We start from the raw sequence: 14,050 nt of genomic DNA, 5'->3' as shown, positions 1-14,050 counted from the left end.
GCCGTCGAGCGGCTGCAGAAAAATGATCCGCACGGGCAGCTGTCAGGGCTGCCCCTGTTCCAGCTGATTAGCCGACCGAGCCTTCAAGTGTGACGCTCAGAAGGGCCTCGGCTTCCACGGCAAACTCCATCGGCAGCTCCTGGAAGACGTCCTTGCAGAAGCCATTGACGATCATGCTGACCGCATCTTCTTCCGAAATGCCGCGGCTCTTGCAGTAAAAGAGCTGGTCATCGCCGATCTTGGAAGTCGTCGCTTCGTGCTCGATGGTCGAGCGGCTGTTACCGATTTCCTGATAGGGGAAGGTATGCGCGCCGCACTTGTCACCGATCAGAAGCGAATCACACTGGGTAAAGTTGCGCGAGCCGGTGGCTCTTGGCGAGACCTTGACCAGTCCACGGTAGGACTGATTGCTCTTGCCGGCGGCAATGCCCTTGGAGACGATCGTGGACGAGGTGTTCTTGCCGATATGGATCATCTTGGTGCCGGTATCAGCCTGTTGGCGACCGTTGGTCACGGCGACCGAGTAGAACTCGCCCTTGCTGTCGTTACCGCGCAGCAGGCATGACGGATACTTCCAGGTGATCGCAGAGCCGGTTTCAACCTGTGTCCAGCTGATGCGTGAGCGATCACCACGGCAGTCACCACGCTTGGTCACGAAGTTGTAGATACCGCCCTTGCCATCTTCATCTCCGGGATACCAGTTCTGTACGGTGGAGTACTTGATATAGGCATCTTCAAGCGCCACCAGCTCGACCACGGCGGCGTGCAGCTGGTTTTCGTCACGCTGCGGTGCGGTGCAGCCTTCCAGATAGGAGACCTGGGCGCGCTTGTCACAGACAATCAGCGTCCGCTCGAACTGACCGGTGTTGGCAGCGTTGATGCGAAAGTAGGTCGACAGCTCCATCGGGCAGGTCACGCCTTCCGGGATGTAGACAAATGAGCCGTCGGTAAAGACAGCAGAGTTCAGCGCAGCGAAGTAGTTATCACCCTGCGGCACGACTGACCCCAGATACTGGCGCACCAGCTCCGGGTATTCACGAATGGCTTCCGAGATGGAGCAGAAGATGACACCGGCTTCGGCCAGCCTTTCCCGGAAGGTCGTCGTGACAGAGACCGAGTCGAACACGGCGTCTACAGCGACACCGGCCAGTGCGGCCCGCTCGTGCAGAGGTATCCCCAGCTTTTCGTAGGTTTCCAGCAGCTTGGGATCGACCTCATCAAGACTCTGCGGGCGATCCTCGGGCTTTTTGGGCGCGCTGAAATACGAGATGGCCTGATAATCGATCGGCGGGTAATCCAGATGCGCCCAGGACGGCGAGGTCATCTTGAGCCACTGATGGTAGGCTTCGAGACGCCAGTCCAGCATCCACTGCGGTTCACCCTTTTTCTCGGAAATAAAGGCGATAACACTCTCGTCGAGTCCGGGCGGTACCGTATCGCTTTCGATATCGGTTACAAAACCCTGCTTGTACTCGCGGCGAGCGAGCTGCTCCATTGCTTCGGTTGCCATGATCCTCTCCCCTCAAACGGGTAGTGTTCGTCTCATCGGTCGTTGGTCAAAACCGTCGTGTTATATCGTCTGCGGTCTGTCAGATGCCGTGCGCCTCACCGAGCGCCACACTCTGAATGGGCAGCTGTACGGGCAGCTTGATCGGTGCATCATGGGCCAGATCGGCCAGCGTGACGCTATCAAGCAGCTGACGTACAGCCATCGATACCCGCTGCCAGTTGGTGGCCACGCCGCAGCTGGCCATCAGGTCACAGTCGCCATGGCCGTGACTGCACTCGGTCATGGCTACCGGGCCATCAATGGCGGTAATGATGTCCCGCACCGTGATGGCGGTGGCCGAGCGCGCCAGGCGATAGCCACCATTGGCACCGCGCTGCGAGTTCAAGAGTCCCGCCCGCAGTAAAAGCTTGAGTGTCTTGCTGACGGTAGGTCGAGGCAGTCCGACGCGATCGGCGATATCGGCAGCAGCATGAGAACAGTCCGGATGGCGCGATATCTGCGCCATCACCACCGCTCCGTAATCGCTCATTTTTGACAGCTTCAGCATGTCGGCCTCTTGCCTGACTGATTGCGTACTATTTTAGTCCTCATTGCACGCGGTGTGAACCCACTGCCTTGCCAATCAACATGATAGCTTCAGCCTTGAAAACGCTGCCGCAACGGCCGGACATTAAAAATCCCTGATGCATCATCAGGGATTGTCAGCGCAGCGTGCGAAGACTCAGGCGTCAAAGGGGTTGCGCAACACGATGGTTTCGACCCGATCCGGCCCGGTCGAAATGATATCGATGGGCGTGCCGATCTGTTCTTCGAGAAAGCTGATGTAGGCGCGGGCATTGGCAGGCAGATCATCAAGCGAACGCGCACCAACCGTTGATTCACTCCAGCCCGGCAGATCGTGATATTCCGGATGGATTGTCTCGTAACCTTCACTGTCGACCAGGTTATCGATCAGCTCGCCATCCTTGGAGCGATAGCCGACGCAGACGCGGATATTTTCAAGGCCGTCCAGCACGTCGAGCTTGGTCAGACACAGTCCGGAGATCGAGTTGATCTGCACTGCGTGGCGCAGCGCCACGGCATCAAACCAGCCGCAGCGACGGGCACGGCCGGTGTTGGAGCCAAATTCATGGCCATGTTCGGCCAGGTGGCGGCCGAACTCATCGAAAAGCTCGGTCGGGAACGGTCCGGAACCGACACGGGTAGTGTAGGCCTTGGTAATGCCCAGCACGTAATCCAGATAAAGAGGTCCCACGCCTGAACCGGTCGCCGTACCGCCGGCCGTGGTGTTGGAGCTGGTCACGAACGGATAGGTGCCATGGTCGATGTCCAGCAACGAGCCCTGAGCGCCTTCAAACATGATGTTCTTGTCCTGCTTGCGCAGATCATGCACAAAGGAGACGGTATCGCAGACCATCGGGCGCAGCTCGTCGGCCATGGCCATGGCCTGATCCAGCACCTCCTGGAAATCCACGGGCGGCTCGCCGTGATAGCGGGTCAGTACGAAATTGTGGTAATCAAGCACTTCGCCCAGCTTGCTGGCAAAGCGCTCGCGATGCAGCAGATCCCCCAGACGCAGGCCACGACGGGCGACCTTGTCTTCGTAGGCCGGTCCGATGCCGCGACCGGTAGTGCCGATCTTGGCCACGCCGCGGGCCTTTTCACGCGCCACATCAAGCGCCACGTGATACGGCAGAATCAGCGGGCAGGCCGGAGAAAGGCGCAGCCTTTCGCGTACGGGCACGCCGCTGTCTTCCAGCTCGGCCATCTCACTGAGCAGGGCCTCCGGTGACAGCACCACGCCGTTACCGATGACGCAGGTCACATCCGGACGCAGAATACCCGAAGGAATCAGGCGCAGGATGGTCTTCTTGCCATCGATGACCAGCGTATGGCCGGCGTTGTGCCCGCCCTGAAAGCGCACCACGGCGGATGCCGATTCCGTCAGCAGGTCGACGACCTTACCCTTGCCTTCATCGCCCCACTGCGTCCCCAGTACTACGACATTCTTGCCCATTGTTTCATCTCTGATTCAAAGGCCTGCCCGGTGCGGGCAGACACCGGGTGTCAAATTCGGTTGTCGAGCGGCTCGACCTGCCAGGCACCGTCGCGCAGAACAAGCTGGCGATCACAAAAGTGTGCCTGTGCATCGGTGGACTGCTCGGGCAGCTGCTGAACGACGCGCTCACCGGCATCACGCAGCTCATGAATGCGCCGGCTCAGGGTCGCATCCCGGGCGACGGGCGCCCAGATACCATCATGGGAAGGTGAGCGCTGGCAAAGCGTTGCCAGCTGCTTCAGATCCATCGAGCAGCCGGTGGCCGGTCGTGGCCGCCCAAAGGCATGGCCCGTATCGTCGTAGCGCCCGCCCTTGACCAGCGCCTGACCGTATCCCGGGACATAGGCCGCAAAGACCAGCCCGGTGTGATACTGATAGCCACGCAGCTCGGCCAGATCAAAATAGAGTGTGACCTCGTCATGCGCCGCGCTCAGAATTTCGTGTAGCGAGATCAGCTGATCCAGCGCATCACCAATGGCCCTGGAGCCATTGGCAAAGACCTCCCGGGCACGCTCGAGCACATCAGCGCTGCCATGCAGACGGGGCAACTGCTTGAACATGGCGGCCAGCGACGCATCATCGATATGCTGTTCGATCAGCGCATCAACTTCCGACACCGCCTTGCGCTCCAGGGCCTCGAAAATCAACGCCTCGACGTCGTCTTCCAGCCGGGCCTCTTCGGCGAGCGCACGGTAGATACCGATATGGCCGATGGCCAGATGGACATCATCGGCACCGGCAAGGGAGAGACTGGCCAGAGCCAGTTTCACAATCTCGATATCGGCCTCGATACCGGCATGACCAAACAGTTCGAGCCCTGCCTGAACCGGACTGCGTCCGCCCTGATGTTCGTCGGCCCTGGCCCTCAGCACATGGGCGCAGTAACACAGCCTGACCGGCCCCTGACGACGCAGGGAGTGCGCATCCATTCGGGCCACCTGAGGTGTCACGTCGGCACTGGCGCCCATCAGGCGACCGGTCAGCTGATCGGTCAGCTTGAACGTCTGTAAATCAAGGTCGGTACCGGCGCCGGTCAGCAGCGAATCCAGAAACTCTACCGGCGGCGGCATGACCAGGTCATAGCCCCAGCGATAGTAGAGATCCATCAGGCCGCGACGCAGCGACTCCATACGCAGTGCCTGAGGCGGCAGCACTTCATCCATACCGTCCGGCAGCAGCCAGCGATCAGCAATGGTCATCGAAAATGCCCTGACAGAAGTAAAAAATCGGTAGTACGGAGGCACCCGAACAGGCACCACAGCACGGCCGTCGACAAACGACAGCCACAAAAAAACCGGGGGAGTCCCCCGGTTGAAGAATACTATCACAACTCGTCGGCGGGGAAATCCCGCCCCGAGATCTTTACTTGATTCAGGGCGCCGTCGAGGCGGCAGCATCACCGTTGCCCTGCTTGAAAAGCTGCAGGAACTGGTTGCTTGCAGGGCTCAGCACCATCAGATCATTCTGGCCCTTGAAGCTTTCGCGATAGGCCTGAAGCGTGCGATAGAAGTCGAAGAAACCGGCATTTTGCTGATAGGCCGCCGAATAGATGGCTGCCGCTGCCGCGTCACCTTCACCGCGGGTGGTCTCGGCAATCTGACGACCGCCGGCAAGGAGCTCTTCGCGCTGACGATCGGCATCGGCACGAATTTCCTCTGCCTGACGCGTGCCCTCGGCGCGATAGCCGCGAGCGGCCTGTTCACGCTGGGAGTTCATGCGCTCATAGACGGCCTGAGTCACTTCATTGGGCAGCTCGATACGCTTGACGCGAATGTCGAGAATGCGTACGCCAAGTTCACGACGCATGGCCTGATCAAGCTGGGAGATCGGATCCACCATCAGCTCGTCACGCTCGGTCGCCACATCGCTGTTTTCTTCCTGCACCTTCTTGACGACATCCTGATTGTCGCTTTGCGTCGCGGGACGCTCACGAACAATCTGGGTCAGCGTTGTCTGACCGAACTTGTTACGCAGCGCCTCGTCAGTACGCGGTGCGATCAAGCGCTCGGCGGCCTGTTCGTTACCCCGGGTGGCTTCATAGTACTGCCCCGGATCAATGATCTGCCATTTGACGAACGAATCCACGATAACGGCCTTGGAGTCGCTGGTCAGATAGCGCGTGGCACTGGCATCCACCGAGAGCACACGCGTGTCAAAGATCCTGACGGTGTTGAGTATGGGCCACTTGAAGTGCAGTCCGGGCTGAATGTCGTTTTCGATGATTTCGCCAAAGCGCAGCTTGATGCCCCGCTCGGTTTCGTTGACCGTGTAAAGGCTGGCGCTGCCGACCCAGGCCAGAATGCCCAGCACGATCACAAGAACAAGGGCGCGATTGTTAAACATTAGCGACCCTCCCGCAGGCTGTTGTTGCGGCTGTTGTTTTGCTGCTGATTGCTTCTCATGTGCTCGACGACCTGCTGAGAGAGCTGCTCAAGCTGACGTGCATCCACATTGCTCTGGTTGCCGTTGCCGCTGCGATTGTCGCTGTTGCCACCGTGTCCCATCTGATTGAGCGGCAGAACCGTGACGGCATCATTGCCTTCACCCAGATCGACCAGTGCCTTGGGCGTATTGCTCAGGATCTGGGTCATGGTGTCCAGGTACAGGCGCTGACGCGTGACGCCCGGCGCTTTCTCGTACTCACCCAGCAGGGAAGTGAAGCGGTTGGCATCACCCTGTGCATCGGCCACCACGGCCGCCTTGTAACCCTGTGCTTCCTCGATCATGCGCTGACGCTGACCTTCGGCCTCCGGCAGAATGGCATCGCGGTAGGCATTGGCACGGTTGATCGTACGCTGCTGCTCCTCGCGCGCACGAATGACGTCATCAAAGGCGTCCTGAACCTGATCCGGGGGCGAGGTGGACTCCATGTTGACCGTCTGCAGTCGAATACCGGTGCCATAGGCTTCCAGATACGACGCCAGCCGATCATAAATGTCGCCGGCCAGCTCTTCACGACCGGTGGTCAGTATCTGCTGGAGATTCATGTTGCCCACTTCCTGACGCAGGGCGCTGTCCATGGCGTTTTGCAGCGTCATTTCAGGGCCACGAACATTGACCAGAAACGCGTGCGGGTCCGACACCACATACTGGGAAGAGATACTGACGCGTACGATGTTTTCATCGCGTGTCAGCATGGAGTCCGTCTGGCTGGCCGAGCGAATCCGGGTCACGTTGACACTCTCGACCCGATCGATCAGCGGCGGATTCCAGTGCAGGCCCGGTCCGATGGTATTGGTATATTTGCCAAAGCGGAAAACAACACCGCGCTCTGACTGGTCGATCAGATGGAATCCGGAGCCGGCCCAGACCACAGCACCCACGATGAGCACCACGATGGGAAGCAGCAGCGCACTGCGGCCGCTGCCGCCACCGCCCTGCTGGCCACCGTTGTCATCGCCGTTGTTGTTTACCGAGCGAAGCGGACGACGCCCCAGCAGCCCATTGAGCTTGTTGCGCAGTTTCCTGATCACTTCATCAAGATCAGGGGGTCCCCCCCCCTGGTTGTTGCCACCGCCGCCGCTGCCGCGGCGGTCGCCACCACTCCAGGGGTCCTGCTGGTTATTGTTGCCGCCACCACCAGGCTCATTCCAGGCCATACATCTTCTCCACTGGGCAAGAGTTGCGAAACGCCAGTCTCATAACAACATTACGCGCCATTCTTACGGTGGCGCTTTGAATATCCGATCATCCTGATAATGCCGGAAGCGTTCCTATTTGTAACATGCCGTCATGCTGAAGACCTGAAATTCTTCCTGGCAAGACGGGGTGGCGTTCCTGATTACCACTCTTCCCGGCCCTGCTCGGCCCGGGAAAGGTAGTCATCAGGATTTTCATCGGCGTGGGAAAGCAGACGCATCAGGTCACGACGCGGTAGACGAACCTTAAGATGCGTTCTGCCCTCTTCATCAAAGCTCTCTTCGCGAACGGCGTCATGGGAAAACAGCTGAGCGCGCAGCCAGCCCTGCGAAGGTGCCAGCATGATCGTGGTCTCCACGAGATCCGGCGCCAGACGCTCGGAAAGCGCCTGTTCCAGCAGATCAAAGCCCGTGCCATCGCGTGCCGAAAGCCAGACCGTGGCAACCTCATCACTGCCGCTGCGCTCAAGACGTGGCGACATGCCCAGCAGGTCGGTCTTGTTCATGACCAGAAGTCTGGGGACGTCACCGGCGCCGATTTCGTCAAGCACCGCATTGACCTGTTCGATGTGCGCTTCACGCTGCGGGTCCGCCGCATCGATGACATGCACCAGCAGGCTGGCCTCGGCCGCCTCCTGAAGCGTGGCGCGAAACGCCTCGACCAGCTTGTGAGGCAGATGACGGATAAACCCTACCGTATCCGCCATGACGATCGGCCCGACATCACTGATCTCGAGACGCCTGAGCGTGGGGTCCAGCGTGGCAAAGAGCTGATCGGCGGCGTACACCTCGGCATTGGTCAACGCATTGAAAAGCGTTGACTTGCCGGCATTGGTATAGCCCACCAGCGAGACGGAGGGAATTTCTGCCTGCGTCCGCGAGCGACGGTTCTGATCGCGCTGGCTGCGCACCCGATCAAGGCGCTTGTGGATGGACTTGATGCGACCGCGCAGCAGGCGGCGGTCGGTTTCGAGCTGGGTTTCACCCGGACCGCGCAGACCGATACCACCCTTTTGACGCTCAAGGTGTGTCCAGCCGCGAACCAGTCGGGTCGACATGTATTCGAGCTGAGCCAGTTCCACCTGCAGCTTGCCTTCGTGCGTTCTGGCACGCTGGGCAAAGATATCGAGAATCAGACCGGTACGGTCAAGCACACGACACTGCAGAATTCGCTCAAGGTTGCGTTCCTGAGAGGGCGAAAGCGAATGATTGAAGATGGCAAGCTCGGCGTGATGCGTGCTCAGCATCTCGCGCAGCTCTTCAAGCTTGCCCTCGCCAATCATGGTCTTGGGGCTGGGAGAGCGCCGAGTGCCTGTTAAAAGCGCCGCTGGCACGGCACCGGCGCTTCGTACCAGCTCCATGAACTCTGAAGTGTCTTCGCGCTCGGTGCTGTCCTGGAAATCGATATGCACCAGGACAGCCGTTTCTCCCGAATCGGGACGTTCAAAAAACAATCAGCGCCTCTCTATCAGCTTTCCTGAGCGGGGGCAGCACTGTCCTGCGCCGGCAGACGAACGTTACGCGCGGGCACAACCGTGGAAATGGCGTGCTTGTAAACCATCTGACTGACGGTATTGCGCAGCAAAATGACAAACTGGTCAAAGGATTCGATCTGGCCCTGAAGCTTGATGCCGTTGACCAGAAAGATGGAGACGGGGATACGCTCCTTACGCAGGATGTTCAGATACGGATCCTGAAGGGATTGTCCTTTGGACATGTGGCTCTCCCAGAAATATTAATTGCTGTATGTTTATCGGTTTTTAACTTGCTGCAAGCGCAAGAAAGATCCACGTCCCGGAGCCTCTCGAGAAGCTCACTGGTAACCGATCATATTACGCTAAGTACCGATGTTGCGCACGATTTTCAACAACCGTTGCGCAGCGTCGGCCTCCTGCGGGTCGAGTTGCAGGGCGCCCGGCCAGCGCCGCAACCAGGTGATCTGGCGCTTGGCCAGTTGCCGGGTAGCGGTCAGCGCCCTGAACGCCATTTGGGGGCAGTCATCGCCGCGATCAAGTCCTTCCCATACCTGACGATAGCCCACACTTTTCATCGAAGGTAAATCGGCACTTAAGTCGCCGCGCGCGCGAAGATTTTTCACCTCTTCAACGAAGCCCTCGGCAAACATTTTGTCAAGACGCCGCTCAATGCGCTCATGCAAAAGCGACCGATTGTTGGGTAATAGCGCAATCGGATGCGGCGTAAATGGCAGAGTCACTGCTGACTGACGCGCCCAGTGGGCACTCATGGTTTCCCCGCTGGCACGATAGACTTCCAGCGCCCGCATCAATCGCTGTGGATCGTTGGGATGAAGCCGTGCCGCGGACTCGGGATCCACCCGGGCGAGCTCGGCATGCAGCGCTCCCGGGCCACCCTGCTCGAGCAGCTCGCCCAGCGCCCGGCGAATGCCGGGATCGGCCCGGGGCATGTCTGCCGCCCCTTCCGTCAGCAGTCGGAAATAGAGCATGGTGCCCCCGACCAGCAGCGGCACCCGCCCACGGGCAGTAATCTCCTCGATGCATGCCAGCGCATCGTCACGAAAGGCCACGCCCGAATAGGGCTGTGACGGATCTCGTATATCGATCAGACGATGCGGAGCACGTGCCAGCTCCTGCGCCGAAGGCTTGGCAGTCCCGATGTCCATGCCCCTGTAGACCAGCGCCGAATCGACACTGACAAGTTCGACCCCCAGACGCTCGTGAAGCTCGATGGCCAGATCCGTCTTGCCGACGGCCGTGGGGCCCATCAGCATGATGACCGGCGGTCGCGGTGCATCGTTGGTCATGACACACCCACCCTACTGGCCACGCAAAAAGAGACGGTCAAGGTCACGCATCGACATCTCCGTCCAGGTCGGCCGTCCATGATTGCACTGCCCGCTGCGCTCGGTACGCTCCATGTCCCTCAGCAAAGCGTTCATCTCCTCGATCCCTAGGCGCCGATTGGCACGCACGCTGCCGTGACAGGCCATGGTCGACAGCAGATCGAAAAGATGGTCCCTGACCACCTGGCTGCGGCCATAGCGCTCGAGCTCTTCGAGCATTTCGCGGACCAGCGCCTCGACGCTGCCGTTTTTCAAAAGCGCCGGCACTTCCCGAATCAACAGCGTCTCGGGTCCTGCTGCCGCCAGCGTCACCCCCATCGCACTGATCGTGTCGTGCTCGCGCTCGGCAAGCTCGACCTGCGCCTCGCTGACCGACATCGAAACCGGCACCAGCAGCGGCTGCGTATCGATCCCCTCGCCCAGATACTGCGCCTTCATGCGCTCATAGGTAATCCGTTCGTGTGCGGCGTGCATGTCGACCACCACCATGCCGCGCTCGGTCTGCGACAGGATATAGACGCCGTGCAGCTGCGCCACGGCGTAGCCCAGCGGCGGCGCCCGGGTGGCATCAACCGACGGCTCGACGGCTGAGGCAGAAGGTGGTGACACCTGACCGCTTTCAGGCGACGGCGTCCCTCGCGAGGCGTCAGCGTCCCGGGTAGCCGTACGGGCGGTCAGCAGCCGATCTTCGTGATCCGGGTGCAGCGCACGATAGCCGGCCATGAACTCCCGGACCTGCCGTTCTCCAGGCCGGCCGGCGCCACGATACTGATCGGTCGATGACTCGCCGCCGGTTCGGGCCGTTGCCGGTTCGCTGGAAGTGTCACCGAGTGCCATGCGCTGCTGATCAAACTGCGGCTCGGGGGCTGGCGACGCTGCAGGCGCTTCAACCGCCGGCTCATGTCGTCCCTGCGGCCTCACCTCTGCCAGCGCCCGATGCAGGCTTGAAAACAGGAAGTCATGCACCAGTCGCCCATCGCGAAAGCGGACTTCGTGCTTGGTGGGGTGCACGTTGACATCCACGCCGTGGGCATCCAGCTCCAGATAGAGGACGAATACCGGATGGCGACCATGAAAGAGTACGTCGCGATAGGCCTGACGCACGGCGTGCGCCACCAGCCGATCGCGAATGACGCGACCGTTGACGAAAAAATACTGCTGGTCGGCCTGACTACGGGTATGAGACGGCAGTCCAACCCATCCTTTCAGCGCCAGACCGGTGGCAGCCATATCGATGTGGATGGCGTTGTCCAGAAAGCTGCGGCCGAGAAGCTGGGCAATACGCTTCTCCATCACCGTCTGACTGCTGCCCCCCGTCAACTGATGCACGGTCTTCTGGTTGTGACGCAGCACCAGATCAACGTCCTGACGCGACAGCGCCAGCCGGCGAAAGGCTTCCTCGACGTGATTGAACTCGGTCTTTTCGGTGCGCAGAAACTTGCGCCGCGCCGGTGTATTGAAGAAGAGATCCCGTACCGTCACCGTGGTCCCGCGCGGGTGCGGCGCCGGTGATAGCCGCGGCGACATTTCGCGCCCCTCGGCGACCACCCGCCAGCCGTTGACCGGATCATCACTGGTGTTGGAGTAGAGCTCGAGTCTCGATACCGCGCTGGTCGCGGCCAGCGCCTCGCCACGGAACCCGAGGCTTGCCACACCCTCGAGATCGTCCAGCGAGGTGATCTTGCTGGTGGCGTGACGCGACAGCGCCAGTCCCAGATCGTCGTGCTCGATACCGTGACCGTTGTCGCGCACCCGAATCAGGCGACTGCCACCGGACTCCAGCTCGATCTCGATGCGCGAGCTGCCGGCATCGATGGCGTTTTCAACCAGCTCCTTGACCACCGACGAGGGGCGCTCGACCACCTCCCCGGCCGCGATCTGGTTGGCCAGACGCGGGGCCAGGGACTGAATGCGACGGGCATCGTAAACGGCTGTCTGATTCATTCATGTCCTCCCCTGGTCATCAACGTCGGCACCCTCATGGGATCTTGAGCACCTGCCCCAGTCGCAGTACATCGGTGTCCAGATTATTGGCCCGACGCAACGCGGCGAGAGAGACGTTTTTGCTCGCCGCAATGCCCGAAAGCGTATCGCCGGGCTGAACACGATACTCGTTGGAGGCACCGCCGCGGTTCTGGTCGCGCTGCCAGGCCAGCAGACTGTCGGGCGGCGGGCTGCGCAGAAAGTGCTGTCGAATGCCCTGAGCGATGGCCGTGGCCAGCTTGTCCTGATGCGCCGGTGAATTAAGCAGACGCTCCTCGGACGGGTTGGTCAAAAAGCCGGTTTCGACCAGAAGCGAGGGAATATCCGGCGACTTGAGCACCACAAACCCTGCCTGCTCGACGCGCGAATGGAAGAGCTTGTTGAAGTTCGAAACGCGTCCGAGCACGTCCGTTCCCGCCGACAGCGAGTCATTGACGGTGGCCGTCATGCTCAGATCCAGCAGCACACCGCGCAGCACCTGATCCTTGTCGTCGAGATTGAGATCGCCATCCACTCCCCCGATCAGATCGGAGCGGTTCTCGCTCTGTGCCAGCCAGCGCGCCCGCTCGGACGTCGCACCGTGCTGGGAAAGGGCATAAACGGAGGTACCGCGCGGCGAGGTCGAGCCACCGGCATCGGCATGCACCGACACGAAGAAATCGGCATGATGCCTGCGAGCGATTCGCGTGCGGCCACGAAGCGGAATAAAGGTATCGTCATCGCGTGTGAGATAGGCCTTGAAGCCCTGCATGGCATCCAGTTTGGCCTTGACCCGCTTGCCGATCTGCAGCACCACATTCTTCTCATGGGTGCCGCCGGGACCGGAAGCGCCCGGGTCCTTGCCGCCATGTCCGGGGTCGACGACCACGACGATGTCACGCCGCGGATGCGGTTTGGCCGTCTGACGCGACTCGGCCGTCGGCTCGTTGCTGACCGGCGGCGTACTGCCCGTGCGATTGCCGGACAACCGGCTGCGGGCCGCCTGCTCCTGCTGTTGAATCATGGCCGTAATGGGGTCACCACCGCCGGACGACGACGTTCCACCGCCACTCTCTCCCGGCGCCAGGTCCACCACCAGCCGATAACCGTGTCCGCCGCCGGGCGGCAATTTGAAAGCATTGGGGGTGGCCTTGCGATCCAGCTCAACGACCACCCGCAGATCGGTCCCGTCACGCACGCCGGAGCGCACATCCCGAACCATCCCGCGACCGTCAACGGCGCTGCCCAGCGTCGTGTTCAGGGTCGTATCGGCCAGATCGATGACCAGTCGATCCGGACTATCGAGCGTGAACACATCGGCTTTGGCCTCGCTCGAGAGATCAAAGACCAGACGCGTGCCGTCACTGTCGGTCCACTGGCGCAGGCCCTCGAGCTGTGCGGCCTGAGCGGCACTGGCCATGACGCTCATCATGATCATGGCAAAAAGGGTCCAAAGGACTGCCGGATACTTCATCACTGTCTTGTCACTGTATTGATGTTCATGGCGGGTACATCGGGCCGGCTCGACAACACATCCACAGCCATCATGAAAACGCCCGTGAAGCCACCGCCAGCGCCTGCAACGCCTGCACCCCGTGATCACTGCCGGCTTCAAGCACCAGGCGTCGCCCCTGCTGGATCAGCGACAGCGTAATGACAACATCGGCCGCGGGCAGCCAGCCTTCACCGCGTATCGGCCACTCCACCAGCGCCAGCGCATTATCGGCAAACATCTCGCGCGCCCCGAGAAACTCTAGCTCCTCGGGGTCTGCCAACCGATACAGGTCAAAGTGATAGACCCGGCCGCTCTCAAGATCATAGGGCTCGACCAGTGTATAGGTCGGACTCTTGACTGCGCCGTCATGGCCCAGGGCGCGCAATACGCCCCGGGCCAGGGTGGTCTTGCCCGCCCCCAGTTCGCCGTTGAGATAGACGATGCCGCGGTAACCCAGCGCCTCGGCCAGCTGGCGACCAATAGCCACCTGGGCGGCTTCATCACCGGCTTCAAGAATAATGGTTGTCTTGCTCACGTTATCCCACTTTAAAACTGATCAAGGCCG

General features: G+C 60.7%; 12 protein-coding genes. All 12 read right to left on the bottom strand.

What is annotated here, in order from left to right; genetic code table 11:
- Nucleotides 1-67: 67 nt before the first annotated feature.
- The 12 genes from sufB to tsaE all read right to left on the bottom strand — a co-directional run bounded on the left by sufB (nt 68) and on the right by tsaE (nt 14,020).
- The gene (gene sufB, locus BM079_RS05955; RefSeq protein WP_090131741.1) at nt 68-1,510 is read right to left on the bottom strand and encodes a Fe-S cluster assembly protein SufB; all 1,443 of its coding nucleotides are present in this window, start codon (nt 1,508-1,510) and stop codon (nt 68-70) included.
- Between the two features lie 79 nt (nt 1,511-1,589).
- Nucleotides 1,590-2,057, bottom strand: a complete 468-nt coding sequence (locus BM079_RS05950) for an SUF system Fe-S cluster assembly regulator (protein WP_090131739.1) — start codon at nt 2,055-2,057, stop codon at nt 1,590-1,592.
- 174 nt (nt 2,058-2,231) lie between these two features.
- Nucleotides 2,232-3,527: an adenylosuccinate synthase gene (locus tag BM079_RS05945; RefSeq protein ID WP_090131737.1), complete on the bottom strand. Its 1,296-nt coding sequence runs from the start codon at nt 3,525-3,527 to the stop codon at nt 2,232-2,234.
- 50 nt (nt 3,528-3,577) lie between these two features.
- On the bottom strand, nt 3,578-4,768 hold the full coding sequence (locus BM079_RS05940; RefSeq protein WP_090131734.1) for an ATP phosphoribosyltransferase regulatory subunit: 1,191 nt from the start codon (nt 4,766-4,768) through the stop codon (nt 3,578-3,580).
- 172 nt (nt 4,769-4,940) lie between these two features.
- On the bottom strand, nt 4,941-5,912 hold the full coding sequence (gene hflC / locus BM079_RS05935) for a protease modulator HflC (protein ID WP_090131732.1): 972 nt from the start codon (nt 5,910-5,912) through the stop codon (nt 4,941-4,943).
- Nucleotides 5,912-7,168 (bottom strand): FtsH protease activity modulator HflK, encoded by a 1,257-nt coding sequence (gene hflK / locus BM079_RS05930; RefSeq protein ID WP_090131730.1) that lies wholly within the window; start codon nt 7,166-7,168, stop codon nt 5,912-5,914. The genes hflC and hflK overlap by 1 nt, the downstream gene beginning before the upstream one ends.
- Nucleotides 7,169-7,350: 182 nt before the next feature.
- Nucleotides 7,351-8,661, bottom strand: a complete 1,311-nt coding sequence (gene hflX / locus BM079_RS05925; RefSeq protein ID WP_090131728.1) for a ribosome rescue GTPase HflX — start codon at nt 8,659-8,661, stop codon at nt 7,351-7,353.
- A 14-nt stretch (nt 8,662-8,675) separates the two neighbouring features.
- The gene (hfq, locus tag BM079_RS05920; RefSeq protein WP_090131726.1) at nt 8,676-8,924 is read right to left on the bottom strand and encodes an RNA chaperone Hfq; all 249 of its coding nucleotides are present in this window, start codon (nt 8,922-8,924) and stop codon (nt 8,676-8,678) included.
- A 120-nt stretch (nt 8,925-9,044) separates the two neighbouring features.
- A complete protein-coding gene (gene miaA, locus BM079_RS05915) occupies nt 9,045-9,989 on the bottom strand; it encodes a tRNA (adenosine(37)-N6)-dimethylallyltransferase MiaA (protein WP_090131724.1) in 945 nt (314 codons plus the stop codon).
- Between the two features lie 12 nt (nt 9,990-10,001).
- Nucleotides 10,002-11,972: a DNA mismatch repair endonuclease MutL gene (gene mutL, locus BM079_RS05910; protein WP_090131722.1), complete on the bottom strand. Its 1,971-nt coding sequence runs from the start codon at nt 11,970-11,972 to the stop codon at nt 10,002-10,004.
- Nucleotides 11,973-12,006: 34 nt separating this feature from the next.
- A complete protein-coding gene (locus tag BM079_RS05905; protein ID WP_245742838.1) occupies nt 12,007-13,428 on the bottom strand; it encodes an N-acetylmuramoyl-L-alanine amidase in 1,422 nt (473 codons plus the stop codon).
- A 106-nt stretch (nt 13,429-13,534) separates the two neighbouring features.
- On the bottom strand, nt 13,535-14,020 hold the full coding sequence (gene tsaE / locus BM079_RS05900; protein ID WP_245742837.1) for a tRNA (adenosine(37)-N6)-threonylcarbamoyltransferase complex ATPase subunit type 1 TsaE: 486 nt from the start codon (nt 14,018-14,020) through the stop codon (nt 13,535-13,537).
- Nucleotides 14,021-14,050 lie beyond the last annotated feature (30 nt).

The organism is Kushneria avicenniae (assembly GCF_900112585.1).
GTDB classification, from domain to species: domain Bacteria; phylum Pseudomonadota; class Gammaproteobacteria; order Pseudomonadales; family Halomonadaceae; genus Kushneria; species Kushneria avicenniae.
This window is presented reverse-complemented; position numbering and strand designations above follow the sequence as displayed.

Coding starts and splice junctions, on each gene's coding strand:
- BM079_RS05940 (WP_090131734.1), bottom strand. CDS start 4,768: ATGACCATTGCTGATCGCTGGCTGCTGCCGGACGGTATGGATGAAGTG.
- miaA (WP_090131724.1), bottom strand. CDS start 9,989: ATGACCAACGATGCACCGCGACCGCCGGTCATCATGCTGATGGGCCCC.
- hflK (WP_090131730.1), bottom strand. CDS start 7,168: ATGGCCTGGAATGAGCCTGGTGGTGGCGGCAACAATAACCAGCAGGAC.
- BM079_RS05950 (WP_090131739.1), bottom strand. CDS start 2,057: ATGCTGAAGCTGTCAAAAATGAGCGATTACGGAGCGGTGGTGATGGCG.
- BM079_RS05905 (WP_245742838.1), bottom strand. CDS start 13,428: ATGATCATGATGAGCGTCATGGCCAGTGCCGCTCAGGCCGCACAGCTC.
- mutL (WP_090131722.1), bottom strand. CDS start 11,972: ATGAATCAGACAGCCGTTTACGATGCCCGTCGCATTCAGTCCCTGGCC.
- sufB (WP_090131741.1), bottom strand. CDS start 1,510: ATGGCAACCGAAGCAATGGAGCAGCTCGCTCGCCGCGAGTACAAGCAG.
- hfq (WP_090131726.1), bottom strand. CDS start 8,924: ATGTCCAAAGGACAATCCCTTCAGGATCCGTATCTGAACATCCTGCGT.
- BM079_RS05945 (WP_090131737.1), bottom strand. CDS start 3,527: ATGGGCAAGAATGTCGTAGTACTGGGGACGCAGTGGGGCGATGAAGGC.
- hflC (WP_090131732.1), bottom strand. CDS start 5,912: ATGTTTAACAATCGCGCCCTTGTTCTTGTGATCGTGCTGGGCATTCTG.